Origin of the sequence: Streptomyces sp. SID14515 (genome assembly GCF_010548505.1) — a bacterium.
Taxonomy (GTDB): domain Bacteria; phylum Actinomycetota; class Actinomycetes; order Streptomycetales; family Streptomycetaceae; genus Streptomyces; species Streptomyces caviscabies.
Genome location: NZ_JAAGMH010000016.1, coordinates 112,179 through 136,702, shown reverse-complemented (window position 1 = coordinate 136,702; position 24,524 = coordinate 112,179). Strand labels below are relative to the sequence as shown.

Below are 24,524 nucleotides of genomic sequence, written 5' to 3'. Positions count from 1 at the left end.
GTACGGCCGAACTCAGGCGGCCAGCTCCAGAGCACCGCCCAGCGAGGGGTCAGTGATGTCCCACGTGGCCAGGTTGCCGTTGGCGTCACCGAGGGCCTTGACGGTCATGCCCCACGTGATCGCCTGCCCGGACGAGAACTTGGGCGACTCCACCTCGGAGACCTGCGCGTTGGGCATGTGCATCGTCCAGAGCATGTCGCCATCGCGGATGACGAAGAACGCCGCGAACGGCTCACGCTTCGCGTTGGCCGCGATCTTGAACGACGCCTTACCCCCGGCCTCGACCTTCACCGAACCCGGCTCCAGGCCGTAGAACGCCTCCAGGACACGCGGGCTGGACTCCAGGGCCCCGAACTTCAGCGTGAGATCCCGGCCGGTGATGATGGTCCGCACGGTGCCGGACTGCCAGGACTTCACATCCTCGGTGTCCTCGCTGAACTCGTGCTCCACACCGTCATCGTTGAAGAGGCCGAGCGCCGACCACTTGTCGGCCGCGCTGCCCTCCTTGGCGTACGCGCCCGCCGCCACCAGGTCGATAGCGCCCGTGGTCGCGTTGATCTCCGCCTTCGGGGCGGTGACGCCGTCAGCCTTCTTGGCCACGAACATCACGCCGGTCGTTGCGACCTTCACCAGGTCAGAGTCGAAGTTTGCGGCCATCAGCCGATCCCCTTTTCAGGTCGTACCGCGACCCCGACAGACGCGTACCAACGCGGGCCGTCCGTCAAGGGGTCGGGAGTGAATTGGGCCCCGGCGATCGTGTACGTGCGCGAGACCAGCGGGGCACTGCCCGGCATCGCGTGAAGGTGCGCCAGCACCTCTTGGAGGCGGTCGTGTGCCGTGGCCCGGTCGGCTCCGTACACGTAGAGCGCCAGGACGGCTTGGTCCAGAGCCGGCCAGCGGGTGACCCCGCCGTTGCGCTCAACCGTCGTGAACGGGAGCCGACTTGCGAGATCCTGCGGGACGTCGGGGCCGCCCTGGAACCCGGGAATCACCTTCCGCAGGTGAGCCAGGGTCAGGGCCTCGACGTCCGGGAAACGGACGACAGGGCGCACTACAGGCCCCCGGCGAAGTCGCCCAGGTTGAACACGCGGTGCGGCTTCCGGTTCGTCTTGGCCGAGCCGAGAACGATGATGTTCGCCTCCTCGTCGTGCGAGTAGACGCGCGCCGTCACCCAGCGCCCCAGCTTCGTCCTGCGGACCTTTGTGGACGTCGACATGCCAGCGGCCTTGAACGCGCCCGTACGGACCGGAGAACGGCCCTCAGCGCCCTTCTCGGCGGCCTTCCCGGCACGGTGCACGACGGCCTTGACCTGCTCGCCCCGGGCCAGGGCCTCGACGGCCGCCCGGTCTATCTGAACGGCTGCCATCAGCCCTCCACCCTCTTCAGCTTGACCCGCAGGTGTCGCAGGATGGGCGACCGCCCGCGCTGCGGCAGGGGGTTGCCGTCCAGCTCCCAGGGCTGCGGGTCTTCGTTCACCAGCACGCGACAGCGGCCGTCGACCGGCACGCGCGGGGGCAGGACAAGGAAGTGGCCTTCCACCTGCGCGTCCCGCTCCGTCGTCTCCTCACGGCTCGACGGGTAGATCAGGCGGCCCCGGTAGGTGGCCTCGTCGGCAACCCACGTCCGGGGCCTCTGGCCCGTGTACCGGTCCGGGTCGGCGGCCTGGTCCTCGACCTTCCGCAGGACCCGGACCGTATCCACCATGGGACCGATCACGTCAGCCCCCCACCCACACGACGCCGTCCTCGGCAGTCCGCCCGAGCGGGGCGAACTGCCGGAACTTCAGGTCGTCGTACCCGATGGAGACTTCGGCGCAGACCACCGGCGAGAGCCCCAGGGCCTCGGCCAGCGCCTCGCGCTCCTCCTGGAGGAGGAAGAGGCCGTTCGTCTGCTGTCGTCCCATGCGGTACGAGAGATCGCCAACGCTCTCGGACGAGAGCCCGAGGGGGTTGTCGAAGGCCCGCGAGGCGAGCCGCATCACGATCTGTCGGACCGTCGCGGGGGTCCGTGTCGGCCAGTCCTCGGCCGTGAGGCCGGTTGCCTCGCGCACGATGTCGGACGCATCCGACAACAGCGCCCTGGCCCGGTCCTCCTCATGGGAGGCGAAGGGTTCGGGTCGGCGTTGGCGCCAATCCTCGAACGCCACCAACTCGCCCATCACGGAGTCCTATTCGCCCTTCGCGGGCGAGCCGGCCGCCTTCTCGGTGGCGACCACCTTCACGGCCCGCTGCATGGTCTCGGCGGTGCCGTTCTTCGCGTCGATCGCGATGTCCTTCACGACACCGATGCCCATGTAGGAGCTGATGAACGAACGCTCGGACGCCGTCTTGGAGTTGTAGTCACGGATGGCCCGCAGCGCGAAGCCCTCGAAGGACTGCGAGGAACCCTCCTTGACCGACGGGGGGACGATCGGCGCACGGTTCACCAGGACGTACGCGGACGGGTGGAAGGCCACCATCGTCTTGGCGTCGATGTTGTTCGTGGCGACGACCCGGAAGCCCAGGAGACGGCCCAGGTCCGCGTTGCGGAGCGCGCCGCTGTCACCGGCCTCGTTCGCCTTGGTGAGGTTCGGGTCGTTGAGGAGAGCGGCCTCAATGTCGGTGCCCACGGCGAGGACCCGGCCATCGGTCGGGACCTCGGAGCGATTGAGCTGCGTACGGGCCTTGATGATCGCCTGGCGGATGCTGCCCGCCTGGTTCTCCTTGCCGGTCGCCTTGTCCAGCTCGATACCCGCGCCGGTCACCTTGGTGGCGTTGTCCTGAACGGCCTTGGCAATGGCCTTTTCGATGATCCGGGCAACCGCCTGGACCTGCGGACCGGCCACCTGCGCCGCGTAGTTGTTGACGTCGAGCGTCAGCTCAGCGTCGGTCAGGTCCACCGCGCTATAGACGTGCTTGTCGAGCCGCACCGCGAGGTTGCCCTCAACCAGCTGCTCGTTGTCGATCTCGCGGGAACCGGACCGGTCGATGTCCTCGGTGGAACCGTTCAGCCGGGCCGGGCGCTTGATGTTCACGGTGTCGCTCTTGGCACCGGTGAACTCCGCACCCGAGTCACGGGAAACGAGATTCGCCAGGATCACCTGCGACTCAAGGAGGCCCAGCGCGGTAGCCGCAACCTTGTCGTACTTCTGGAAAGCGTGGTCAGCCACGGAGGGCATACCCCTTTCAGGGATTGAGAGTTAAGGGGCGACCTAGAAGCGGCCGAGCTTGCGCGCGATGGCGGCCAGCTTGCGGGGGTCGAGCGTTTCGCCCGGGTCGGGCGCGTCATGACCGGTACGCAGCTTCGGGGTCGGTCGCGACGGCAGCTTGCCGCCGCGCGGAGACTCGCCCACCAGGGCCTGAATCTCCTTGGCCAGCGCGAGCAGTTCGTCACGCGAACCGCCGGGCAGCTTGGCCACGAGGGAGGAAGGCAGGGCCGTTTCCTCGGCCACCTCCCGCAGGGTCAGAGCGCGCGCCTTGTCGGCGGCGTCCGCCTTGGCGGCCTCCAGTGCCTCACGCAGCTTGTCCGCTTCGGACTTGCGCGCCTCCTCCGCCTCCTGATGGGCGGCGAGGATCGGCCGGGCTGCCTCAAGTTCCTTGCGCAGACGCTCCAGCTCGGCCGACTGGTCGGCGGCACCGCTGGACGTCCCACGCTGCTCCCCGGCCGTCTCCTCGACGCCGGGTGCGCTCTCCTGGCCCGGGGCGGCGGGGGCCTGCTCCCCAGCCTCCGGGGTCTCTACCGTCTCGGACATGCGTCCGTCACTCTCCTTGCTTGAACACGGGGTACGGGGTGCCGCTGGCACTCGTCCGCATCTCGATCTCGCCGCGCCGCCACATCTCCGCGAACCGCTGTGAATTGCGGGGGGCGCGCTGCTTCCTGCTGTAGACCGGCACCGCCACGCACCGGCACCCGTTGTGCCAGGGGGCGGCGTCCGCCGTCCGGGTGCCTGCCTTGAAGGCCCGGCCGAAGCCCCGGCCCCCGTCAGCGCCCGCCGAGCGGGCCGTCTTGTAGAGGTTCGGCCGACTGGCCAACATCGCGCAGAACGCGCAGCACGCGACCGATGCGCGGCGCTGATACCCCAACACCTTCGGGTCGTTGTTGATGTAGTAGGCCAGCGTGTCCCGGCCGCCGGACATCACCATCCGGGACGCCTGACCCAGCAGCCGGCTCCCGGCCAGCCGCTGAATGTCCGTCTCTGAAATTCCCTGCTTCCGCAGGTAGTTGATGTGGCGTCGGGCCTGCACGGACAGCCGCCGCGACTCCGTCGCCGCCGTTCTGGACGCCACCCGGCGGGCCTCCGCGTAGGCGGCCTCCGCCGACTGAAACAGGGTCTCCCCCAGCAGCGCCCGGCGGTGCGCCTGGTAGTAATCCGCGGAGGCACGCCCGGACTTGGCGTAGGCCCCCGCGAGGACGTCCTCCGCCTGCCGGAGGAACTGCGCGACGGAGTACGGGTCATGGACCCGTACCCGACGCCATGCGGCCTCCAGGCGCTTCAGGGCCTTGCCGGTCAACTCCTGCTGTGCGCGGGCGTGCAGCTCCGTGAGGGCCTGCGCCCGCGCCTCGTCGGCCACTAGGCCGCCGTCACATAGTCGGAGGCGACCGGACCGGCGTCCTGCTCGGTGTCCCGGCCCGTGTGGTCAGCGCCCATGACCAGGGAGAGGCCGCGCCGTTCGGCCGCCTCGTCCTCCTGGACCTTCAGCGCCCGCCATGCCTCGACGTCGAACGTCGTCACGCCCGGGATGCGCTCCCAAAGGGCCTGCTGCGGCACGCCGAGCATCTGGTGAGCCTTACCGAGGGCGTCGACCGTCTGCGACAGCGAGCGGGCCTCGGCGTCGTGCCAGATGACCCGCGCTTCGGTGTCCTGCGCGTTGTCGGCATCGCCCACCGCGTACGCGGCGAGCCGGAAGACCTGGCCCCACGCCTCACCGAAGATGGTTTGCCGCTCGTGCACCTTGCGCGACAGGCCCGACTCAAGAGCCGTGAGCGCGTCGGCGCTGATGTTGGCGACGCCGGAAGCGAACATGTGCGGGGGGACCTGCGCGATGGCGGCCATGGCCTTTATCGCGGCGTCCCGGGACGAGAGGTAGCCCGACAAGTCCGTCTGCTCGAACTCGCCAAAGCGGACCTTGTCACCGGGAGTTGCCCACACGCGGTCAACAGCCGCCTGGAACGTCTCGACCGGCCGACCCGTGCGCGGGTCCTTCGGGATCTGAATACCCGTGGCCCACCGCTGCCGGAACGCCGAGTAGGACTGTGCAACGAGCATGTCGAACGTGGTCGAGTTGATCCGGTCCTGAATCGGCATCAGCGGCGAGACCTCGCCCAGCTCGTGCGTCATCGTCGTGGGCGAGTCCGCCCACCGGTTCCGGAAGACCACCACCGGGCACCGGTCCATGCCATGCGGCTCGGAGGTGACGACACGCCACTCTGCGGGGTCGTCGGTGCCCTCGGGCTGCCAGACCTCCGACACTGCCTCGTCGTCCCACACCTCCCAGCGGAGGAAGGTGTCTTCGCCCTGGACGACCTTGCCCAGCGAACGCACGACGAGGTCGAGCCAGTCGGCGTCAGGGTCCTCGGAGAACCCCGTCACCGACAGCGGCGACATGGGCCGGATGACCGGGGCCGGCTGGCCCGCGATCGGGCTCGTCCCCGGCATCACGGACACGTACGCCTTGCCGAACGTCAGGGCAGCACGGTGGACTTGAGCCTGACGGGAGTCCATCAGGTTGTCCGCCCAGTAGCGCCAGGGCTCCAGGTCTTCGGGCTTGTCCGACCGGCGGTAGCCCTCCACCCGGAGGTTCTGCGCCACCGTCGAGACGATCAACGGGAGCCAGTTCTCCAGGGACTTGGTGACCATCCCCCCGAACTCGGCTTCGGCCCGCTTCGGTATGTACGGGCGATCCTGAATCCCCCGGTAATACTGGTCGACCCGGATCAGGTCCGGCATTTCAGCGCGACGGGAGGACAGAGCGCCCGCCAGGGCAACACGAACATCACCCATGGCGGGCGGATCTCCTTGGGGTGGTGGGTTAGAAGCCGTACACAACGCCCGGTTCGGGCTCGGCCCACTTCTCAAGCACGCCCGCCTCTAGCGCTTTGCGCCGGGCCTCGCGTGCGAGGATCAGACAGACCGCCGCGTCGATCTTGCGCGGCGACTCCCGCGACTCCTTGCCGAGACCCACGCCGTAGGCGTTGGGGCGGCGTCGCGCGTTCTTCAAGTGCGTGATGAGGCGCGGGTCGTCAGCGATCGTCAGGCCCTTGGCCTCGAACGCTGCGGCGACGCCCTCGGCGGCCTGCGTGAACTCCCGGGTACGCCGCCGCATGTCGAACGCGACGGAGTGGCCGGGGCCCGCCTTGATGAACAGCTCCTCGCGGAAGTCCTCGGCCCACCGGTCGACGTACGACTCGTAGAAGGCGAGGTCCGCGAAGAAGGCGGCCACGCGCCAGCGCTTGAACGCGCCGCGCACCATGGCGTCCACCTCGTCGCGGGGAACCTCCCAGCCCTCCGCAGTCGGGCCGTCCGGCCGCTGCCAGACCCCCAGGGTCCACACGTGGCCGGTCGCGACGTCGCACGCCACGAGGGCGGTTGCGTCGCTGTACTGGTGCGTCCCGCGCGCCCCGTCGAACCCGAGAGTGATGATCGAGCCGTCCTCGGGCACCGTCGACCGGGCAACGGTGACGGCGTCCACGTCCGCCGGATCGAGCCAGGCGTCAGACGCGGCGACAACACGGGAGAAATAGAAGCGCATCGCCTCTTCCCGGGTCGTCCCCGGGTCGTAAATCTCGTCAACCAGCCGGTCAATCGAGATCCACGGGCAGTGCTCGTAACAGACGTTCAGCGCCGCCCGCACCGACTGTTCGTCAGCGAGGTCGGTTTCCGGCGGGGCCTCAAGCGCGGAGTACAGCAGCCCGGCCCCGAACGGGACGTCGACCACCTTGAGATACGCCTCGTACGTCGCTTCCGCGACGGAGTTCTCCCCCGGCGCGTGCGCGTTCGTGGTCTCGATCCCCCGGCCGTCGACCTTGGCCGCATTCCGCTTCAGCACCCTGGCCAGCCGGTGGCCGCCGTTGCTGTCGGTGAGGTGATGCGGCTCGTCCAGCACGTAGAAGCTGGTCCGGTTCCCTTCCAGGGAGGCCGAAGCCGTCGTCACCGGCTCCAACTTGCCCCGGCGCACCCGGCGGCCGTCGTGCACCTTCATCAGGATGCGCGTCTGGCCGATGTCGAGCCCCAGCGCCTCGGCGCGGTCGCCCGCCACCATCGCGCGGATACTCGCGAACGTGTTCTCGGTCTGGTTGTAGCTGACCGCAGCGAGCTGCACGAGCGGCGCGGGATGTACCCGGCCGACCGCTACGCGGACGCCTGCGGACGTCGTGACGACCCCATGGGGAAGACACGGCCCGCACAGCTCGAAGAGGCACAGAGCGCCCGCGAAGGGCCCTTTCCCCCAGCCCGTAACTTGCTCCGGCGCAGTGCTGCACGCCGGAACTTGAACCGTCCTCTCTCGTCCACCGCGTAGAACCACGCGATGAAATGAGCCTGTTCGGGCGTCGGCTCGAAGGGCTCGCCCGCGTTGTCGCCGTCCGGCTGAACCAGGTTCGCGCGCATCCACGCCACGGCGGCATAGCCGATGGACTCGTGGAGCGCGGGCCAGTTCTGCGGGTGCGTCTCGCGCGGCTTGTACTCCGGGATCGTCCCTACATGCATCAGGGCCCCCCGAATAGCTTGACTACGTTCTCGGCGTCGACCCCACCGGCCACGGCCTCCGGCCGGGCCCCGGTACCGCCCGTGGGCATTCGGCCCCGGAGGCGGTCCAGGTGCGTGGCACCGAGGAGGCTTTCGTTCTGCCGGATCTCCGACAGCACGTCCTTACCGGCCCGCAGCTTGCGCGGGTCGTCGGCCGCCTTGGACATCAGACGGTTGTATCCGTCCACCAGCGGCAGCAGCGCGACGAGGCGGCCCCAGTCGGTCGCCTGGAACGCGACGGACTGCGGCGAGTCGGCCCAGGCCCACCACCAATCCCGGGTGGCCGTAAGCCACTTCTTCGGGTTCGGAAGGTCCGGGGCCGGGACGCCCTCAAGGTCGGCCGGCTCGGTCGCACTGCCCAGGTTGGGAGTTCGACCGTGCTTCTCTTCCTTCGGGGGCGGGCCCATGCCTGCCATGCCTCGCCCTCCTCTCGTCATGCCCCGGCGCACGCTGCGCGGCGCATTGGCGAGAGGGGCGGGGTGATCTTGTGAAGCGCTGTACGCCCGAGGCGGCCTCGGAGCGGTCCGGCGGGGCTTCCCTGCTCCGGGGACGTGCGAGGCCGCGAGAGAGCCGCACAGGGCGGCGCACGGGGTGTTCCTCGCGTGCGCGCGTGTGCGCGGGCGTAGGCCGGACCGCCAGCGAGGCGGGAAAGCGAGGGAAAGCCCAGCTCACAGAGCGTGAGGGGCGTGGCGAGCGAGGCCGGGGCCGAAACCTCCAGACCTGTACGCAGGGGGTCGCGCTATTGGCCCCCGGGTGGCGTCGCCGTCTGAGGCGGGGTACCCCCCACCCCTGGCCGCAAGGAATCCTTACGCAGCGTCACACGCTGCCGAACTCGCGGCGCACGCTGCGCGGCGCGTCAGCCTCACGTGACGTCGACTCAACTCGCTTCGCTCAACCGTCGAGCGGCGAGGCGAGCGGCGAACGGCGAGGCGAGCGCGTCACGTTCGCGACGGACGACACGCGCGTTGCGTGCGTGCGCTCCCTCGCTCGATGACTTGCGCCTGTGGTGCCACTCGCACAGCGCTTGCAGGTTGCTGCGGCGGTGGTCGTCGCCCGCGTGGATGTGGTCGCACTGGTTCGCGTACCGGCCACACAGGGCCCCCGTGTCGACGCGTACCCACTGGCAGGCGTATCCCGCCTCCCCGAGCACCCGTTCACGGATGACCACCCAGTCGGCAGGGAGGCGCGCACGCCTCGTACTGCCCTCCCATGCCATGGGCCCCCCATACCGGCCCCACCGGGCCATCGTCGGACGGCCAACGGTGGGCCCCCGCAGCGAGACCCCCTCACAGGGGCCCGCACGTGAAAGCCCCTCCCGTCGCGGGTCCACCGATACGAGGGGAGGGGCGTTGCTGATCGGGCAGGGCTCGAACCTGCGACCCCGGGATTAACAGTCCCGTGCTCTGCCAACTGAGCTACCGATCAAGGACCCGCCACAGAGGCCCCCCAGGTCAGACCTAGGGGTCGTACGGCGGGGATGCGTCCGGCTCGCCATGGCTAGCGGCTCAACACCGGGACGTCCGGCCGAATACGCCTCGGCTCGCACGGCGCGCCCCTGCGGGGCCACCGATGGCCCGGACTTCCCCCAGGAGCAAGCACAAGGCCCCGACAGGTGCTCGACCGCGACCCGGGGAGAGAGCCGGGGCGGGAGCGTTGCCCTGTCGGGGCGGAGCCGCCTCACGGGACGTCGCGTCTCTTCGCGCACGCGCACGCGCGAGGGGGCTCACAGGAGTTAAGTGGGGAAGGGGGTACAGGCGCTAAAGCGCGATCACACCCCCTCGCGGAGCGGGTGCCAGAAAGTTGCACTCTGGCCCTTCTTTCCCTGACTCACACACAGGAAAGAAGGTACGTAGTGCAGGTTTTCGACACCTGGTCGTCACGGAACGTCAAAAGGGCGGCCCCCTCAACTCCTTAGAGTGAGAGGGCCGCCCTCCGCTGGCCGAGCCGGCCGGGGTGACCAGGCGTCACGCCGCCAAGCCGATACCCTTCCCGCCCTTCCGACTCCGCACGATCGACAGCTTGGTCAGCAGCGAGCGGGGTACATCATCGCCGTGCCAGTAGACCGTTGCCCGCGATGCAACGTCGAAGGGTTCCCACCGATTCGGCGGCTTCCCCTCCCACCGACGGATGACCACGAAGCGCATCGCGAGCTGAAGCAGTTCCCGGCGGCGCTTGGAATCGGCCTTGTCCCACGCTTCCCGGATGAGGTGTTCGTTACCGATCCAGGGCACCACCGCCCGCGTGCCGCCGAACTGATCGACCGTTGCCCGCGCCGACTCGACGTTCGCCGTTGCCGTCTGCATGGACGAGACGAACAGCGCCACCGCGTCCCCGGCGTACGCCCCAGCGTCAAAGGCCGCTTGAAGCCTGTCACGGGCCATCTCGGCGTCCCGCAGCGCCTGCCGGGCCCGCCGCTCCTCTGCGGACTCTGTCGGCCTCTCCAGCTCCGTCCAGCGCTTCGTCACTTCCATCATGAGACCGAGGTCCGGGTCGTCAGGGTCGGAAGGGTCAATGTTGGCCAACTTGGTTATGAACGCATCCCGCGCGAACGTTTCCAGGTGAGCACCGTCCAGCCACGCGGGCATGGGGCATCGTCCAGGGTCGTCCTTGTGCAGGGAGCACGTGTACCCCTGACCGTTCCTGACCACGGACCCCATACAGCCCTCGCAGCGTGTGACACCGGACATGCAGTGCTTCACCCTGCCTTCGACAGTCGGGATGGGAAGCTTCGAGCCTCGCGTAGGCGATACGTTGCCGCTGACCCTGCCTCTCGCCCGTGCGATCAGGGCCGGGTCGGTAACGATCGGCTCGTCGGTAACGCTGACCCGCTTTCCGGCCTTGTCCAGGTAGAGCATGGGCTTGCCGCCCTTCGGCCCGGTCACGATCTGCCAGCCCTCGTACACGGGATGAAAGATGATCCGGTGCACCGCCGCAGACGACCAGCGGCCACCACGCGCCGCCGGAATGCCATCCTGGTTCAGCCGAGCGATGATAGACCGCATCGACCCCTGCGGATGGTCGGCGGCCTCCCTGATGATGCGGTCCACCACCTCCCACCGAGGCGCGTCGGAGCCCGGGTACGGCGACAGATCCCGGAACAGCTTCCGCCCCGGGCCGACCACGTAGCCGTACGGAGCCTGAGACAACCACTGCCCCGATTCGCGCTGCCAATTCTTCGTGTTGCCCACCGTGTCAGCCAGGCGCTCGGAGTATTCGCGGGCCTGCTCGGCGTAGTCGATAATGCGGCGGCGGTCGCCCGGCTCCATGGAGTCAAGACGGTCGTACCAGAAGATGACGCGGACTTTCCCGATCACCCTCAACAGGTCCTCCGCACCCTTGCGGCTGAACCGGTCAAGGCGGTAGCACCACAGGACGTCGATCCGACCCTCGGCCAGCGCAGCTAGCGCGGCCTCGAACTCGTCGCGTGCCCGGTTGGCGAACGCCGAGCCCAGCTCGTCCCAAACGCAGCCGTCAGGCACCTCGGCGTTTTCGCGTGCTGCTTCGGCTCGGCCCGTCTCGATCTGCGCCGCCGTCGACATCTCGCGGCGGTGGTCGGCCGCACCGTAGACCTTGGACTTACGCGCAAGAATCCCCCATCGTGCGCGTTTAGCTCCGGATATACCCATAACCGACATGATGCCTTACTCGCCCATCCTGAGACCGGCCTCGGCCGCGCCCCTGCTCAGCACCACATCCCGGATACGGTCGCGGATCGCCGTCAGGTCGTCCCGGCCAGCCTTGATCGCGGCGTTCAGGTTGACCGTGCGCCCAGTGCGCGTCTCGTACCAGGTGGGCACGAACTCAGCCTTCTGGATCATCCAGCGACCCCCCGCCTTGGCCGGTGGCGCGAAGGTGAAGCGCGCCATGGTGCCCTCGTTCCCCCGTGGGTCACGCTCGCCCTGGCCGTTGATCATGTCGCCCGCGATCTGGTCACCCATCCCGTAGACGACCCATGTACCGCTGTCGCTCATTTCGGCTCTCCGTTCTCGGCCATCCGGTGTATGACCGACCCAGGTGCCGTTGACCTTCTCGTACGCCTGCGGCACATGGGCGTGGGTGCCGATGATCAGGTCGATGTCGGGGCGGCCCCGGTCGGCGGAGGCGGTGAGCCGCCGGGCCAGCTCCAACTGCTGTGCGTCGGGCTCGTCCTGCCATTCGGTGCCCCAGTGGGCGGAGAGGACGACGACATCGGCCCCGGCACGCCGGGCCGCCCGGGCCTCCTCGACGATCTTGTGCTCGTCGGTGACATTGACCGTCCAGGGCCGGCCGGCGGGCAGCGGGATGTCGTTGGTGCCGTAGGTGTACGCGAGGTGGGCGACCTTGGCCGCGCCCTTGCCAGGTCCGGCGGGCAGGATCGTGGGCCGGGCGGCCTCGGCGGCCGTACGGGCGGAGCCCGCGTGCCGGATGCCCGCCTCGTCCAGCGCCCCGAGGGTGCGCGAGACGCCCTCGGCCCCGTCGTCGAGCGTGTGGTTGGAGGCGGTGGAGCAGGAGTCGAACCCGGTGGCGCGCAGGGCGGCGGCGACCTCGGGCGGCGACTTGAAGCTCGGGTAGCCGGTGTAAGGGCCACCCTCCTTCCCGTACACCGTCTCCATATGGCAGAACGCCAGGTCCGCGCCGGAGACGACCGGGGCGACGCCCGCCAGCATCGGGGCGAAGTCGTAACCGGCTCCGCCCGCGTCGGCGGCGGCTTGGTCGATGACGGAGGAGTGCGGCAGGACGTCGCCCGCGGCCAGCAGTGTGAACGGGCGCGGCCCGTCGGCGTCCTGGCCGCCCGCGCCCCGGGCGGCGGCGGGCGGTCCGCTCGGCGCCGGGGCCGGGTGCTGCTGCCCGGTGCAGCCGGTGGCCGCGGCGAGCAGGAGGGCGATGGCGGCCGCGGTGCCCGGTCGGATGCGCTGCGTCATCTGCTCGACTCCATGTTCGGATGATTACGACCATCCGACTACACAGATCTTCATACCGGATAAGCAAGGAGCATTGCCGCATACCTAGCTGAACTGGTCGTACCGGCCGACCCCGACGGCCCTTCGACCGTTCACCGCACCACTCGCCGCACTGAGCGACCGCTCGTCGCACGCCTCGGTGCACCGCCTGTTCCCGCGCCGCCGAATGCGTTCGGATACGCCAGTCGGCAACGAGGCCGTCAGGGGCCTCGGCGGGAGAGGACGTTCATGAACACCACGACGACGACCGACGAGCGGACCCTGGCGGAGATGCAGCGGGAACACGGCCCCGCCCTGTTCCACTTCCTCCTCGGCCTGACCTTCGGGGACCGGCAGCGGGCCGAGGACCTGGTGCAGGAGACCCTCGTACGCGCCTGGCAGCATCCCGAGGCCTTCGACGCGCCCTACGACTCGATGCGGCCGTGGCTGTTCACCGTCGGCCGCCGCCTCGCCATCGACGCGCGGCGCTCACGCCAGGCCCGCCCGGTCGAGGTCAGCGACACGGTGCTGGAGAGCACCCCGGACGCCCTGGACACTGCCGACCGCGCCGTGCGCGCCCTGGACGTCCGCGAGGCGGTCCGCACCCTCAGCCCCGAGCACCGCGCGGTGCTGGTGCAGATCTACTTCCGCGGGCTGAGCGTCGGGGAGACGGCCACGGTGCTCGGCATCCCCGCCGGGACCGTCAAGTCCCGTTCGTACTACGCCCTGCGGGTCCTCTCCCGCACCCTGCCCGGCTACTCCCGCAGGTCCTCGGCCCGGAGCAGCGCCAGCAGGGCGGAGGCCTCGGCCACCTCCACGTAGACCCGGGCGCAGGCGTCGCAGCCCTGGAGATGGCGGGCGACCCGGCAGGTCTCCTCGGCGTCCAGGGCGTCCAGGACGTACGCGCCCAGCAGCAGGCGCACATGCGGGTCGTCGCCGGGGTCGGCACTCATTCGCAGCCTCGTATCTCCTGGGCGATCCTCCCCTTCTGCCCACGCGGGGCGCCCGCCCCCGGTTCAATGCTGCGTGAAGCCCGGTACCGAGCAAGGAAAGAGGCGAGACGGGATGCGTCCCGAGGATACGGATGGGACCGGTGGGAACGGGCTCCAGGTACCGATGGCCTGGCTGTCCACCGAGTACACCGCCGACGAGCTGTTACGGACCGGCGATCTGATGGAACCGTCGACCCTGGAGTTCCGGGCCGGGCGCGACGCGCTCGCGCTGACGATGTTCCTGTGCGCGTTCCCCGGGGACACCCCCGCCTCCCGGGCCCTGCCCGAACGTCGGGTCGACGAGCTGCGGATGCTCACGGCGTACGAGTGCACCTGGCGCAGCTGGGTCTGCGAGCGGCTGGCGGAGGCGGGGCGGTGCGCCGCGCCCGGCGACCCCGATCTGGCGCTGGCCCGGGAGACCTGGCGCTGGCTGGAGGAGACCGAACTGCTCGCGGCGGACCTGGACGCGATCGGCCCCGACTCCTGGGAGCCGTCGGCCGATCCGGCGGAGGAGGGCGAGGTCCGGGTCTGGACGCCGGCCTGGCAGTTGGGGCTGCCGCTGGGGCACCTGGCGGTCCACCTGTGCTGAGCCCCGCGCCCGGCGAGGTCAGGAACCGTGCACCCCGGCCCGGTACTTGGGCAGCCGCACCGTGATCTTCATGCCCGCCCCGACCCCGGTCTCGATGACCAGTCCGTAGTCGTCGCCGTAGACCTGCCGCAGCCGCTCGTCCACATTGAGCAGCCCGATGCCGGTGGATGTGCCGCCCTCGCCGCGCAGGATCTGCCGCAGCCGCTCGGGGTCCATGCCCGTTCCGTCGTCCTCGATGACCACCTCGGCCTCCGAGCCGGCGTCCAGGGCGCTGATGGTGATCCGGCTGCGGGTGACCGCCCCTTCGAGGCCGTGCTTGACGGCGTTCTCCACCAGCGGCTGGAGGCACAGGAACGGCAGCGCGACCGGCAGCACCTCGGGCGCGACCTGGAGGGTCACGGCGAGGCGTTCGCCGAAGCGGGCGCGGACGAGGGCCAAGTACTGGTCGATGGAGTGCAGTTCGTCGGCGAGCGTGGTGAACTCCCCGTGCCGGCGGAACGAGTAGCGGGTGAAGTCGGCGAATTCCAGCAGCAGTTCGCGGGCCTGTTCGGGATCGGTCCGGACGAACGAGGCGATGGCGGCGAGCGAGTTGAAGATGAAGTGCGGGGAGATCTGCGCCCGCAGGGCCTTGATCTCGGCCTCGATGAGCTGGGTGCGGGAGCGGTCCAGCTCGGCCAGTTCCAGCTGGACGCAGACCCAGCGCGCCACCTCCCCCGCCGCCCGGGCCAGCACCGCCGACTCGCGCGGGGCGTAGGCGACGAGCGCACCCAGGACCCGGTTCTCCACGGTGAGCGGCACGGCGACGGCCCAGCGCAGCGGGCAGTCCAGATCGGCGCAGCCGCTGTCGAACGCGGTGCCCCGGCCGGTGTCCAGCAGCACCTTCAGATGCTCCATCACGTCCTTGCCGTGGTGCTGCCCGGCGCCGTCCCAGACCAGCACCCGGTCCCGGTCGGTGAGGCAGAGGGCGTCGGTGCCGAGCAGCGAGCGCAGTCTGCGGGCGGCGCGCCGGGCGCTCTCCTCGGTGAGCCCGGCCCGCAGCGGCGGGGCGGCCAGCGACGCGGTGTGCAGGGTCTCGAACGTGGCGTGCTCGACGGGCGTGCCGACGTCGCTGGGACGCAGCGGGCGGGCGCTGCGGCGGCCCAGCCAGAACCCGGTGCCGAGCAGCAGCGCCACCAGCACGACCAGGACGGCGATGGCGGCCCCGGTCATCGCTCCCTCACCGCGCCGCGCGCCGACGTCAGGGCCTCGGGCAGGTGGAAGCGGGTCATGGCGGCGTTGGTGCCCGGAGGTATCCGCCCCGGTGTGGCGAGCGAGACGAGGATCATCGCGAGGAACCCCACGGGGACGGACCAGACGGCGGGCCAGGCGAGCAGGGCATGCGGCCAGCCCGGTGGGCGTACGGCTCCGCTGACGGTGATGGCCACGGCGAGGAGCGCGGACCCGCCGCCGAGCAGGAGGCCCGCGACGGCCCCGGGCGGGGTGAGCCGTCGCCACCAGATGCCGAGGACGAGCAGCGGGCAGAAGGAGGAGGCGGAGACGGCGAAGGCCATGCCCACCGCGTCGGCCACCGGCACCCGGCTCACCAGCAGGGAACCGGCGAGCGGCACGGCGATGGCGAGGACGGTGGCGAGCCGGAAGTGGCGTACCCCGCGCGAGGGCAGCACGTCCTGGGTGATGACCCCGGCGACGGCCATGGTGAGCCCGGAGGCGGTGGACAGGAACGCGGCAAAGGCCCCACCGGCGATCAGCGCGCCGAGAAGGTCGCCGCCGAGTCCGCCGATGACCCGGGCGGGCAGCAGCAGGACGGCGGCGTCCGCGTCTCCCCCGTACCGCAGTTCGGGCGTGTAGAGCCGGCCGAGCGCGCCATAGATCGGCGGCAGCAGGTAGAAGAGGCCGACCAGGGCGAGGACGGCGACGGTGGTGCGGCGGGCGTCGCGGCCGTTGGGGCTGGTGTAGAAGCGGACGACGACATGCGGCAGCCCCATGGTGCCGAGGAAGGTCGCCACGATCAGCCCGTACGTCGCGTAGAGCGGATGGTCGGCGCGGAAGACGGCGAGCTGGTCGTCGAAGCTGACCCGGGGCCGGCCGTCGCCCTGCCAGGCGAGCACCAGGAAGAGGGCCGGCACCAGCAGGGCGGTGAGCTTCAGCCAGTATTGGAAGACCTGGACGAAGGTGATGGAGCGCATGCCGCCGGCGGCGACGGCGGCGGTCACGACGGTGGCGACGAGGACGTCGCCGAGCCAGCCGGGAGCACCGGTGAGGATCTTCAACGTCAGCCCCGCGCCCTGGAGCTGCGGTACGAGGTAGAGCCAGCCCGCGCCGACGACGAGCGCGCTGACCAGGCGGCGGACCTGCCGTGATTCGAGCCGGCCCTCGGCGAAGTCCGGCAGGGTGTACGCCCCCGAGCGGCGCAGCGGTGCGGCGACGAAGACCAGGAGCACCAGATATCCGGCGGTGTAGCCCACCGGGTACCAGAGCATGTCGGGGCCGTGGACGAGGACGAGCCCGGCGACGCCGAGGAAGGAGGCGGCGGAGAGGTATTCGCCGCTGATCGCGGCGGCGTTGAGACGGGGCCGCACGGTGCGGGAGGCGACGTAGAAGTCGGAGGTCGTACGGGAGATGCGCAGGCCGAAGCCGCCGACGAGGACAGTGGCGAGGACGACGAGGGCGACCGCCACCCAGGACGCCATGTGGTCGGGGGTGCTCACGGGGCGGGGCGGCCCTCCACCAGCCGGGCGAAGTCGCGTTCGTTGCGCTCGGCCCGGCGGACGTACCACCAGGCGGCCAGGGTGAGCGGCGGGTAGGTGGCGAAGCCGAGCACCGCCCAGACCAGGGCGGAGCTGTTCAGCGCGGCGAAGAGCAGCGGCAGGGTGCCCGCGACGAGGGCGAGCACGCCGAAGACGGTCAGCCCGGCGCGCAGCTGGCCGCGCATCAGCGAGCGCACATAGGCGCCGCCGAGGGCGGTCTGCTCGTCGATCTCCGACTGGGTGCGGTAGCGGGGCAGCGGGCGCACCCGCCGCGGCTCCCCCGTGACCACCTCGCGCCGGGGCGTTGGCTCTGCGGACATGGGCTCGGAGTGTAGGCGTCGGCGGGTGGTACTGGGAAGGGATCGAGGAAGGTCGCCCCAGGTCAGCGGCGGCCTCACGGCTTCCGTCAGCGGCCGCCCTGGCGCATCAGGAGGTCACGCAGGGCACGGGTGTGACGGCGGCTGACGGCGAGCTCGGCCTCTCCGATGCGCACGCTCATGCTGCCCGCGTCGAGGCGCAGTTCGTCGATCCGGCCCAGAGCCACGAGGTGGCGGCGGTGGATCCGGACGAAGCCGCGCGAGCGCCAGCGCTCCTCCAGGGTGGTGAGCGGGATGCGGACGAGATGGCTGCCGCCGGCGGTGTGCAGGCGCGCGTAATCCCCTTGCGCCTCGGCGTAGGCGATCTCGTCGATCGGGATGAAGCGGATGACGCCGCCGAGCTCGACCGGGATCTGGTCGCCCGCGCTGTCGTGGACCGGTGCGGACCGGTCCCCCACCTGTTCGGCGACCCGGCGGACGGCTTCGGCGAGGCGTTCGCGGCGGACCGGTTTGAGGACGTAGTCGACGGCCTTGAGGTCGAAGGCGTGGACGGCGAAGCCCTCGTGCGCGGTGACGAAGACGATGAGCGGGGGCGCGGCGAATCCGGCGAGGAGCTGGGCGACGTCGAGTCCGGTGAGCCCGGCCATGTGGATGTCGAGGAAGACCACGTCGATGGCGGACGGGTCGTCGGGTCCGGCGTCCACCGCACCGCCGATGCGGCGCAGTGCCTCGGTGGCGCCGGTGGCGCCCTCGGCGCTGCGGACACGGGGGTCGGCGCGCAGGAGGTAGAGGAGTTCCTCCAGGGCGGGTTGTTCGTCGTCGACGGCGAGTACGCGCAGCATGAGGCCGGAGTTTAGGGGGTGCGAGGCCTGATGGCTTGAGTGATGTGCGGCTTGTTCCCGTACCGCAGTACATGCAGACGACCGAACCCCACATCCGGGTGGGGGCCTATGCCCTGGGCGTGCTCGGGAGCACCGACGCCTTCCGGTTCGAGGAGCATCTGGCGGACTGTCCCGGATGCCGTGAGCGGGCTCGGGAGTTCGCCGGGGTGCGGGACGGTCTGGCGGTGGCGGGGCCGCCGGTGGCTCCGGCGCCGGGCCTCGCGGAGCGCCTGACGGCTGTGGTGGCGGCCGCGCGACGCAGGGCGGGTCGGCGGCGGCTGGCGCTGGTGGCGGCCGCGGTCGTGCTGGCGGTGAGCGGTCCGGCGTGGGTGGCCGGTGTCTCGGGCGGCCCGGCGGACGGGGCGGATGTGCAGCGGTGGTCCGGGAGCGACGGGGCGTCGGGGGTGGCGGCGGTGGTGACGGCCGCGGGGCGCGAGTGGGGGACGGCGGTGGCGCTGGAGGTGGCGCGCGTTCCGGTGGTGGGGGTGTGCGCGCTGGTCGCGGTGGGCCGGGACGGCAGCGAGGAGACGGTGGGCAGTTGGTCGGCCGGGGGCGCGGGCGAGGGTCCGGTGGAGGTGTCGGGCGGGGCGGCGCTGCGGCCGGAGGGCATCGACCACTTCGAGGTGCGGACGGCGGGCGGGCGGCGGCTGGTGACGGTGACGCGGTGAGCCGGGGGGTGTGGCTGAGGGTGCGGTGGGCCTGGGCGGTCACTTCAGGAACTTGGAGAGCCTCCGGTCGGCCAGCGGCTTTCCGCCGGTCTGGCACGTCGGGCAGTACTGCAGCGAGGAGTCGCTGAAGGAGACCTCCAGGATGGTGTCCCCGCAGACCGGGCAGGCCTCTCCGGTACGCCCGTGGACCCGCATCCCGCTCTTCTTCTCGGCCTTGAGCTTCCCGGCCTCCACCCCGCTGGAGCGGGCCACGGCATCCTTCAGCGTGGTGCGCAGCGCGGTGTACAGGCGGGTGACGTCGTCCTCGCCGAGGTCGGCGGTCCGTTTGAACGGGGACATCTTCGCGACGTGCAGGATCTCGTCGCTGTAGGCGTTGCCGATGCCCGCGATCAGCGACTGGTCGCGCAGCGCGCCCTTGATCTGGCGGCGCTCCCCGGCGAGCAATGCGGCGAACGCTTCGCGGTCGAAGGCGTCGGCGAGCGGGTCCGGGCCGAGGCGGGCGATGCCGGGGACGTCCATGGGGTCGTGGACGAGGTGGACCGACAGGCGCTTCTTGGTGCCCATCTCGGTCAGGTCGAAGCCGTCGCCGTCCGCGGTCACCAGCCGCAGGGCCAGAGGCCCCTTGCCGGGACGGGGCGGGGCGGCCGGGAACGAGTCCTTCCAGCGGAGCCAGCCGGCCCGGGCGAGGTGGGTGCACAGATGGAGCCCGCCCGCTTCGATGTCGAGGAACTTGCCGTGCCGGGCGACCGAGGTGACGGTCCGGCCGTCCAGGGCGGAGAGCGGCGGGTCGTACGTCTTCAGGACGCTGATCGCCAGCGGGAGGACGCGGGCGATCTCCTTGCCGACCAGGTGGTCGTCGAGGAAGACCCGCAGGGCTTCGACTTCGGGCAGTTCGGGCATGGCTCAAGACTGCCGCAGCCCGTCGGCGGCTGCCTGTCAGGACACCGGTGTGCGGTCCGTGCCGGTGACGACGGCGTACAGCTCCGTGAACTCCTCCTGGACGGCCTCGGCGAGCCGCTCCAGATCGGGCAGCGCCTTGCCGTCGGCCACCAGGCCCACATGCACCCGCCCGCCGTAGGTGGACAGGGCGACCGCCAGGGACTGGCCCCGGGCCAGCGGCGCCATGGGGTAGAGGGCGGTCAGCGGGCAGCCGCCCAGCGAGAGCGCGGAGCGGGGCAGCGGCACGCTGGTGACCAGCACGTCGAACAGCATGCGGGCCGCGTTGGCCGCCAGCGGTGCGCCGAACCGGTGGGCCAGCGGTGGCAGTTGGTCGGCGAGTACGGCGACGGCTCCGGCGCCCTTCAGCGGGCCGGCCGCCTTGTTCCGGTCCATCGCGCTCCGGACCGCCCGGAGCCGCTCGCGCGGGTCGGCCGCGGTCACCGGAAGGCCGAGCAGATAGGCGGAGAGCCGGTTGCCGGAGGCGGCCCCACCGGGCCGGCGCCGGGAGACGGGGACCAGCGCGCGCGGGTCGGCGGCGGGCAGCGGCTCGCCGCGCCCGGCCATCCAGCGGCGCAGCGCCCCGGCGACGACGGCGAGCAGGATGTCGTTGGCGGTGCCGCCCTCGGCCCGCCGGATCCGCTGGAGATCCCCGGCGTCGAGGTCGGCGGTGGCCAGGCGGCGGGTGCCGCTGGAGGGCGCGGTGAAGGCGGACGGGCCCCACAGGTCGAGGCGGCCGGCGCGGACGACGGAGGCCCCCACGCCGAGCGCCCGGCCGACCTCGCCGATCCGGCCGAGGGCCATGCCCGCCATCTCGCGGGGGTCGGGCAGCCAGGAGCGGGGCGGGACGGCGGGGCGGCCCCGGGAGGCGGTGCGGGCGCTGGTGACGGCGGCGATCTCGTCGAAGATCCCGGCCCCGATGGCGACCGCCCGCATTCCGTCGGCCAGGGCGTGGTGCAGCTTGACCAGGACGGCGAAGGGCCCGCCGCCCGCTCCGCCGATGAGGTACATCCGCCAGGGCGGCAGGCCCCGCCCGAGCGGTCGCTCCATCAGTTCGCCGGCCAGCCGGGTGGCCTCCGCCATGAAGTCGCCGTCGGCCACGACGACGCGTTCGACGTGCCGGTGCACGTCGAAGCCCTTGTCCACCGTCCAGGCCTTGCCGCCGACCGGCAGCAGGACGTCCCGTACGCACATGCGCAGCCGGGGGATCGCGGCGGCCCGGGTCCCGAGCAGGTCGAGGATCCGCTCCGGACCGGCGCCGGGCGCCGGGGCGAAGACGGCGAGCGCGCCCAGGTGCATCGGATGGGCGTCCGATTCGAGGTGCCAGAAAGCAAGATCGAGCGGGGCGAGTAGCTCGGTACCCAACGGGGGCCTCATGTCGTCGAAGGCGGCAGGGCCGGGTGCGGCCGGTGCCCCGCAGTCAATCCTTTGCGGTCGGTTACGGTCAAGCACAGACATGTTACGTACTGTTACGTCATCGTGCGGGGTTCAGCGGGCCGGGATGAGGAACTCGCACCAGACGCATTTGCCGCTGCCCCGCGACTCCACGCCCCAGACGTCGGCCAGCCGGTCGACCAGCATGAGGCCGCGGCCCGACACCCCGGACTCTCCGGCGTCGCGTCGCCGGGGCAGCGCGCTGGAGCGGTCCTCGACGTCGACGCGCAGGCGTCGCTCGGTTCCGGCGAGCACCCGGATCGTCACGACGGCGCCGCCGTCGGTGTGCATGAGCGCGTTGGTGATCAGTTCGTCGGCCGCGAGCTCGATCTCGTCGGCCCGGTCCTTCGCCCCCCAGGCCCGCACCGCGGCCCGGATCATGTGCCGGGACGAGCTCAGCGCCTCGGGGTCGTTCTGGGCGACATGCTGCTGGAGCCGGCCGCCCGGCTGCGGTGCGTGCGCGGCCCGGCGGCGCAGCAGCAGGACCGCGACATCGTCCTGGCCGCCGCGTCCGTCGACGGCGTCGCAGAGCTGGTCGGCCAGTTTCTGCAGGTCGTGGGGACCGTTGGTGACGAGGGTGGTGAGCAGCTGCATGCCTTCGTCGAGGTCGGAGCCCGGCAGCTCGACGAGGCCGTCGGTGAACAGGATCATCGTCTGGCCGGGGTCCAGCTCGACCGTGCCGACCGGGTACTCCAGGCGGCCGAACTCCGCCGAGAGGCCGAGCGGCAGGCCGCCCTCGGAGGGGAGCCTGCGGCAGCTGCCGTCCACGTCCCGCACGAGCGGGTCGACGTGTCCGGCGCGGACCACCTGGACGACGCCGGTGGTGAGGTCGACCTCGGCGTAGGTGCAGGTGGCGAAGCGGTCGGTGTCCAGTTCATGGAGGAAGACGGAGGCGCGCGCCATGACCGTGGCGGGGCTGTGCCCCTCGGCGGCGTACGCGCGCAGGACGATCCTGAGCTGCCCCATGACGGCGGCGGCGTGGGTGTCGTGCCCCTGGACGTCCCCGATGACGGCGCCGACCCGGCCGCCGGGCAGCGGGATCAGGTCGTACCAGTCGCCGCCGATGTCGCGGCCGAGGCGGGCCGAACGGTAGCGGACGGCGACCTGCGCCCCGGGCACGGCCGGGATCCGGCGCGGCAGCATCGCCTGCTGGAGGCCCTCGGCGAGGTCGTGCTCCTGCTCGTAGAGCATCGCGCGCTGGAGGCTCTGGGCGATCGAGGTGCCGAGCGCCATCAGGAGGTTGCGCTCGTCGGCGGTGAAGCCCGCCTTGTCCCGGTAGAGGAGGCCGAGTGCGCCGATCGGGCGGGCCTGGGCGATCAGCGGCATATAGGCGGCGGAGGTGATCCCGAGGTGGCTGATGTTGGGCCACAGGATCGGGTAGGAGGCGGCGAAGTCGTCGGCGGACTCGATGAAGCGCGGGGACAGCGTGCGGACCACTTCGCTCATCGGGTACTGCTCGTCCACCCGGGTGTACCGGGTGCCGGGCACGTACGCCCCTTCGGGGCCGTCGGCCACGAGGTGGATGCGGCCGGACTCCAGCAGGCCCATGACGAGGCTGGTGGCGCCGAGGTGGGCGAGCCCCTGGGAGTTCTTGAGGACGGCGATGACGTCCTTGACGGTACGGGCGTGGGCCAGCGCGGCGGTGGTGCCCTCGACCAGGCTGGTGCGCTGGCGGCGCTCCTCGTCCAGCTCGTGCCGGGCGGTGGAGTCGGCCAGCTCCTGGGTGGCGTCGCGGACGATCCCGATGATGCGGCGCGGGCGGCCGGTCCCGTCCCGTCGGACGAAGCCCTGGGTGTGGGTCCAGCGCAGTGTGCCGTCGCGCCGCTGGATGCGGAAGTACGCGCCGTAGTTGGTGCGGCCGCTCTTCAGGGCGTGCGAGACCATCCCGTCCAGGCGCTGGGCCTCGTCCGTCGGCACGCGCGGCGACAGCGAGGCCGGCCGGCCGTCATACTCGTCCGCGGTCAGGTCGAACACGTCGAGGGCGGGCTGGTCCATGTGCATGAGGCCGGTGTCGAGATCCCAGTCGAAGCTGCCCATACGGTTCAGGGCGAGGCTGAGGTCCGGGTGGGCGGGCCAGTCGTCGGGGAGTGACAGGGCACCCGCTACCCGATCATCCATATCGGCCACTCTGCCACCATTTGTCTGATTCTTCGACTGGTTCCACGGCGCTCGGGTCAGCCGGCGAACACGTCGCCGAGGCCCGCTTCCATGGGCTCGTCCGGCTCGATGGGCCCGTCGGGCCCCACGGGCTCGTCCGGCTCGGCGGGGAAGACCTGGGTCGGCTCCGGCGCGACGTCCGGGTCGCCCTCCTCGTAGTCCCACGGCTCCTCGGGCGGCGGGTCGCCGAAGCCGTCGGACGACTCGCCGGGGCCGGGGTCAGTCGGCGCCTCCGGCTCGGAGGGGACCGGGTCCGAGGGCGGGGAGTCCGGGGGCGCGGACTCGGTGGGCCGCCCGGGCGACGGGAAGAGCAGGTCGGCGTCGGGCTCGAACGGCGGCGGGTCGTCCGGCGCGCGGTCACGGCCGCCGCTGTCGCCCATGGCCCGCTCGATCCAGGTGTTGTCGTCGGCGTTCACGATGATCAGGCTGGTGGCCGCCTTGACGCCGGGTTCGATCGCCAGGATGCGCGCGGGGTCGTAGCCGGGCCAGCGCTCGCCGCGGTGGGCGACCTTTCCGTCGGCGACCACCGGCGGGCCCAGCGGGTTGCCGCAGGCGCAGCGGACGCGGGGCATTCCCCGGCTGTCGACCAGAACGGCGGTACCCGCCTGGAGCACGGCCTGGAAGGCGGTGGCCGAGCCGGCGCTGTAGCCGTGGTTGGTGACCTGGGCGTCGGCGCGCAGGGCGACCGGGGTGAGGGACTTCAGATAGCCCGGGATCTGTACGGCCTCGATGCCCGCCGCCTCGGCGAAGGCGCGCGCCTTGTCCTCGCTGTCGGTCAGGAGGGTGGTCTGCTGCTCGACATCGCAGGCGGCGACCGAACGGGCGCCGCCGTAGAGCCCGGGGACGGCGCCGGAGACCGGATGGACCGTCCGGGTGGTGGAGGTCGGTTCGGCGTCCGGTGCGCCGGTGGGGGAAGCGGAGGCCGTCGCCCGCGCCGTGGAGGCGGTGAACGGACCCGGGCCCGGGGACGCGAGCGGCTGGAGGAGGACGTCCTTGGCCTCGGCGGTGCCCGTGGTGCCCTTCGCCGTCCGTTCTCCGCCGTTGTCGCAGCCGGCCACGGCGAACAGCACTCCGGCGGACAGCGCGGCGAGCGCGGTACGCCCGAAACGTCCATGTGAGCGCACAGAGCTCTCCTGCCTGTCCCTGGGGAACGGATGGGTG

26 protein-coding genes and 1 tRNA gene are annotated in these 24,524 nt (G+C 71.3%); 3 read left to right on the top strand and 24 right to left on the bottom strand.

Features of this window, described 5'->3' with window-relative positions; translation table 11 throughout:
* Nucleotides 1-12: 12 nt before the first annotated feature.
* The 15 genes from G3I54_RS02750 to G3I54_RS02680 all read right to left on the bottom strand — a co-directional run bounded on the left by G3I54_RS02750 (nucleotide 13) and on the right by G3I54_RS02680 (nucleotide 12,624).
* Entirely contained in the window at nucleotides 13-657 is a 645-nt protein-coding gene (locus G3I54_RS02750) for a hypothetical protein (protein ID WP_164610684.1), read from the bottom strand.
* Nucleotides 657-1,052 (bottom strand): hypothetical protein, encoded by a 396-nt coding sequence (locus G3I54_RS02745; protein ID WP_164610682.1) that lies wholly within the window; start codon nucleotides 1,050-1,052, stop codon nucleotides 657-659. The genes G3I54_RS02750 and G3I54_RS02745 overlap by 1 nt, the downstream gene beginning before the upstream one ends.
* Nucleotides 1,052-1,366 (bottom strand): hypothetical protein, encoded by a 315-nt coding sequence (locus tag G3I54_RS02740; protein WP_070202585.1) that lies wholly within the window; start codon nucleotides 1,364-1,366, stop codon nucleotides 1,052-1,054. The genes G3I54_RS02745 and G3I54_RS02740 overlap by 1 nt, the downstream gene beginning before the upstream one ends.
* A complete protein-coding gene (locus tag G3I54_RS02735; protein ID WP_164610680.1) occupies nucleotides 1,366-1,704 on the bottom strand; it encodes a hypothetical protein in 339 nt (112 codons plus the stop codon). Before G3I54_RS02735 ends, G3I54_RS02740 begins: the two co-directional genes overlap by 1 nt.
* Nucleotides 1,705-1,717: 13 nt before the next feature.
* On the bottom strand, nucleotides 1,718-2,158 hold the full coding sequence (locus G3I54_RS02730) for a hypothetical protein (protein ID WP_164610678.1): 441 nt from the start codon (nucleotides 2,156-2,158) through the stop codon (nucleotides 1,718-1,720).
* Between the two features lie 9 nt (nucleotides 2,159-2,167).
* Nucleotides 2,168-3,148, bottom strand: a complete 981-nt coding sequence (locus G3I54_RS02725) for a P22 phage major capsid protein family protein (RefSeq protein ID WP_164610676.1) — start codon at nucleotides 3,146-3,148, stop codon at nucleotides 2,168-2,170.
* 42 nt (nucleotides 3,149-3,190) lie between these two features.
* Entirely contained in the window at nucleotides 3,191-3,730 is a 540-nt protein-coding gene (locus G3I54_RS02720) for a hypothetical protein (RefSeq protein WP_164610674.1), read from the bottom strand.
* Between the two features lie 7 nt (nucleotides 3,731-3,737).
* Nucleotides 3,738-4,550 (bottom strand): hypothetical protein, encoded by an 813-nt coding sequence (locus G3I54_RS02715; RefSeq protein WP_164610672.1) that lies wholly within the window; start codon nucleotides 4,548-4,550, stop codon nucleotides 3,738-3,740.
* On the bottom strand, nucleotides 4,550-5,980 hold the full coding sequence (locus tag G3I54_RS02710) for a phage portal protein (RefSeq protein ID WP_164610669.1): 1,431 nt from the start codon (nucleotides 5,978-5,980) through the stop codon (nucleotides 4,550-4,552). The genes G3I54_RS02715 and G3I54_RS02710 overlap by 1 nt, the downstream gene beginning before the upstream one ends.
* A gap of 28 nt (nucleotides 5,981-6,008) precedes the next feature.
* The gene (locus tag G3I54_RS02705) at nucleotides 6,009-7,298 is read right to left on the bottom strand and encodes a terminase (RefSeq protein WP_164610667.1); all 1,290 of its coding nucleotides are present in this window, start codon (nucleotides 7,296-7,298) and stop codon (nucleotides 6,009-6,011) included.
* A gap of 29 nt (nucleotides 7,299-7,327) precedes the next feature.
* Nucleotides 7,328-7,684: a hypothetical protein gene (locus tag G3I54_RS02700; RefSeq protein ID WP_164610665.1), complete on the bottom strand. Its 357-nt coding sequence runs from the start codon at nucleotides 7,682-7,684 to the stop codon at nucleotides 7,328-7,330.
* A complete protein-coding gene (locus G3I54_RS02695) occupies nucleotides 7,684-8,139 on the bottom strand; it encodes a hypothetical protein (RefSeq protein WP_164610663.1) in 456 nt (151 codons plus the stop codon). The genes G3I54_RS02700 and G3I54_RS02695 overlap by 1 nt, the downstream gene beginning before the upstream one ends.
* A gap of 936 nt (nucleotides 8,140-9,075) precedes the next feature.
* A tRNA-Asn gene (locus tag G3I54_RS02690) sits at nucleotides 9,076-9,148 on the bottom strand.
* 539 nt (nucleotides 9,149-9,687) lie between these two features.
* Entirely contained in the window at nucleotides 9,688-11,349 is a 1,662-nt protein-coding gene (locus G3I54_RS02685; RefSeq protein WP_164610662.1) for a recombinase family protein, read from the bottom strand.
* Between the two features lie 15 nt (nucleotides 11,350-11,364).
* Nucleotides 11,365-12,624, bottom strand: coding sequence for a CapA family protein (locus tag G3I54_RS02680; RefSeq protein ID WP_164610660.1), 1,260 nt, complete (start codon nucleotides 12,622-12,624; stop codon nucleotides 11,365-11,367).
* Between the two features lie 267 nt (nucleotides 12,625-12,891).
* Here G3I54_RS02680 and G3I54_RS02675 point away from each other — a divergent pair, with 267 nt between their 5' ends.
* Complete coding sequence (locus G3I54_RS02675; RefSeq protein WP_164610658.1) at nucleotides 12,892-13,464, top strand: sigma-70 family RNA polymerase sigma factor; 573 nt, start codon at nucleotides 12,892-12,894, stop codon at nucleotides 13,462-13,464.
* Here the strand turns inward: G3I54_RS02675 and G3I54_RS02670 are convergent.
* Nucleotides 13,398-13,595 carry a zf-HC2 domain-containing protein gene (locus G3I54_RS02670; protein ID WP_164610656.1) on the bottom strand — a complete coding sequence of 66 codons (198 nt, stop codon included), beginning with the start codon at nucleotides 13,593-13,595 and terminating at the stop codon, nucleotides 13,398-13,400. The genes G3I54_RS02675 and G3I54_RS02670 overlap by 67 nt on opposite strands.
* 112 nt (nucleotides 13,596-13,707) lie before the next feature.
* Here G3I54_RS02670 and G3I54_RS02665 point away from each other — a divergent pair, with 112 nt between their 5' ends.
* A complete protein-coding gene (locus G3I54_RS02665) occupies nucleotides 13,708-14,223 on the top strand; it encodes a hypothetical protein (RefSeq protein ID WP_164610654.1) in 516 nt (171 codons plus the stop codon).
* Between the two features lie 18 nt (nucleotides 14,224-14,241).
* Here G3I54_RS02665 and G3I54_RS02660 read toward each other — a convergent pair whose 3' ends face one another.
* The 4 genes from G3I54_RS02660 to G3I54_RS02645 form a co-directional block, all read right to left on the bottom strand.
* Nucleotides 14,242-15,432: a histidine kinase gene (locus G3I54_RS02660; RefSeq protein ID WP_164610652.1), complete on the bottom strand. Its 1,191-nt coding sequence runs from the start codon at nucleotides 15,430-15,432 to the stop codon at nucleotides 14,242-14,244.
* Nucleotides 15,429-16,931, bottom strand: coding sequence for a cation acetate symporter (locus G3I54_RS02655; protein ID WP_164610650.1), 1,503 nt, complete (start codon nucleotides 16,929-16,931; stop codon nucleotides 15,429-15,431). The genes G3I54_RS02660 and G3I54_RS02655 overlap by 4 nt, the downstream gene beginning before the upstream one ends.
* Nucleotides 16,928-17,290: a hypothetical protein gene (locus G3I54_RS02650; protein ID WP_030622898.1), complete on the bottom strand. Its 363-nt coding sequence runs from the start codon at nucleotides 17,288-17,290 to the stop codon at nucleotides 16,928-16,930. The genes G3I54_RS02655 and G3I54_RS02650 overlap by 4 nt, the downstream gene beginning before the upstream one ends.
* An 86-nt stretch (nucleotides 17,291-17,376) precedes the next feature.
* Entirely contained in the window at nucleotides 17,377-18,129 is a 753-nt protein-coding gene (locus G3I54_RS02645; RefSeq protein ID WP_032786187.1) for a LytTR family DNA-binding domain-containing protein, read from the bottom strand.
* 71 nt (nucleotides 18,130-18,200) lie between these two features.
* Between G3I54_RS02645 and G3I54_RS02640 the strand changes: the two genes are divergently transcribed.
* Nucleotides 18,201-18,836, top strand: a complete 636-nt coding sequence (locus G3I54_RS02640; protein ID WP_164610648.1) for a zf-HC2 domain-containing protein — start codon at nucleotides 18,201-18,203, stop codon at nucleotides 18,834-18,836.
* Between the two features lie 39 nt (nucleotides 18,837-18,875).
* Here G3I54_RS02640 and G3I54_RS02635 read toward each other — a convergent pair whose 3' ends face one another.
* From G3I54_RS02635 to G3I54_RS02620, 4 genes are all read right to left on the bottom strand, one after another.
* A complete protein-coding gene (locus G3I54_RS02635; RefSeq protein ID WP_164610646.1) occupies nucleotides 18,876-19,736 on the bottom strand; it encodes an Fpg/Nei family DNA glycosylase in 861 nt (286 codons plus the stop codon).
* Between the two features lie 36 nt (nucleotides 19,737-19,772).
* Nucleotides 19,773-21,137 carry a wax ester/triacylglycerol synthase family O-acyltransferase gene (locus tag G3I54_RS02630; protein WP_164610644.1) on the bottom strand — a complete coding sequence of 455 codons (1,365 nt, stop codon included), beginning with the start codon at nucleotides 21,135-21,137 and terminating at the stop codon, nucleotides 19,773-19,775.
* Between the two features lie 123 nt (nucleotides 21,138-21,260).
* Nucleotides 21,261-23,324, bottom strand: a complete 2,064-nt coding sequence (locus G3I54_RS02625) for a SpoIIE family protein phosphatase (RefSeq protein ID WP_164610642.1) — start codon at nucleotides 23,322-23,324, stop codon at nucleotides 21,261-21,263.
* Between the two features lie 56 nt (nucleotides 23,325-23,380).
* Nucleotides 23,381-24,487: a DUF6777 domain-containing protein gene (locus tag G3I54_RS02620; protein ID WP_164610640.1), complete on the bottom strand. Its 1,107-nt coding sequence runs from the start codon at nucleotides 24,485-24,487 to the stop codon at nucleotides 23,381-23,383.
* Nucleotides 24,488-24,524: the final 37 nt, after the last annotated feature.

What these genes read in the sequence shown, in the direction of transcription:
- G3I54_RS02720 (WP_164610674.1), bottom strand. Translation starts at nt 3,730, where the DNA reads ATGTCCGAGACGGTAGAGACCCCGGAGGCTGGGGAGCAGGCCCCCGCC.
- G3I54_RS02740 (WP_070202585.1), bottom strand. Translation starts at nt 1,366, where the DNA reads ATGGCAGCCGTTCAGATAGACCGGGCGGCCGTCGAGGCCCTGGCCCGG.
- G3I54_RS02750 (WP_164610684.1), bottom strand. Translation starts at nt 657, where the DNA reads ATGGCCGCAAACTTCGACTCTGACCTGGTGAAGGTCGCAACGACCGGC.
- G3I54_RS02645 (WP_032786187.1), bottom strand. Translation starts at nt 18,129, where the DNA reads ATGCTGCGCGTACTCGCCGTCGACGACGAACAACCCGCCCTGGAGGAA.
- G3I54_RS02670 (WP_164610656.1), bottom strand. Translation starts at nt 13,595, where the DNA reads ATGAGTGCCGACCCCGGCGACGACCCGCATGTGCGCCTGCTGCTGGGC.
- G3I54_RS02695 (WP_164610663.1), bottom strand. Translation starts at nt 8,139, where the DNA reads ATGGCAGGCATGGGCCCGCCCCCGAAGGAAGAGAAGCACGGTCGAACT.
- G3I54_RS02665 (WP_164610654.1), top strand. Translation starts at nt 13,708, where the DNA reads ATGCGTCCCGAGGATACGGATGGGACCGGTGGGAACGGGCTCCAGGTA.
- G3I54_RS02625 (WP_164610642.1), bottom strand. Translation starts at nt 23,324, where the DNA reads ATGGATGATCGGGTAGCGGGTGCCCTGTCACTCCCCGACGACTGGCCC.
- G3I54_RS02685 (WP_164610662.1), bottom strand. Translation starts at nt 11,349, where the DNA reads ATGGGTATATCCGGAGCTAAACGCGCACGATGGGGGATTCTTGCGCGT.
- G3I54_RS02635 (WP_164610646.1), bottom strand. Translation starts at nt 19,736, where the DNA reads ATGCCCGAACTGCCCGAAGTCGAAGCCCTGCGGGTCTTCCTCGACGAC.
- G3I54_RS02640 (WP_164610648.1), top strand. Translation starts at nt 18,201, where the DNA reads ATGCAGACGACCGAACCCCACATCCGGGTGGGGGCCTATGCCCTGGGC.
- G3I54_RS02735 (WP_164610680.1), bottom strand. Translation starts at nt 1,704, where the DNA reads ATGGTGGATACGGTCCGGGTCCTGCGGAAGGTCGAGGACCAGGCCGCC.
- G3I54_RS02680 (WP_164610660.1), bottom strand. Translation starts at nt 12,624, where the DNA reads ATGACGCAGCGCATCCGACCGGGCACCGCGGCCGCCATCGCCCTCCTG.
- G3I54_RS02730 (WP_164610678.1), bottom strand. Translation starts at nt 2,158, where the DNA reads ATGGGCGAGTTGGTGGCGTTCGAGGATTGGCGCCAACGCCGACCCGAA.
- G3I54_RS02675 (WP_164610658.1), top strand. Translation starts at nt 12,892, where the DNA reads ATGAACACCACGACGACGACCGACGAGCGGACCCTGGCGGAGATGCAG.
- G3I54_RS02710 (WP_164610669.1), bottom strand. Translation starts at nt 5,980, where the DNA reads ATGGGTGATGTTCGTGTTGCCCTGGCGGGCGCTCTGTCCTCCCGTCGC.
- G3I54_RS02650 (WP_030622898.1), bottom strand. Translation starts at nt 17,290, where the DNA reads ATGTCCGCAGAGCCAACGCCCCGGCGCGAGGTGGTCACGGGGGAGCCG.
- G3I54_RS02700 (WP_164610665.1), bottom strand. Translation starts at nt 7,684, where the DNA reads ATGCATGTAGGGACGATCCCGGAGTACAAGCCGCGCGAGACGCACCCG.
- G3I54_RS02660 (WP_164610652.1), bottom strand. Translation starts at nt 15,432, where the DNA reads ATGACCGGGGCCGCCATCGCCGTCCTGGTCGTGCTGGTGGCGCTGCTG.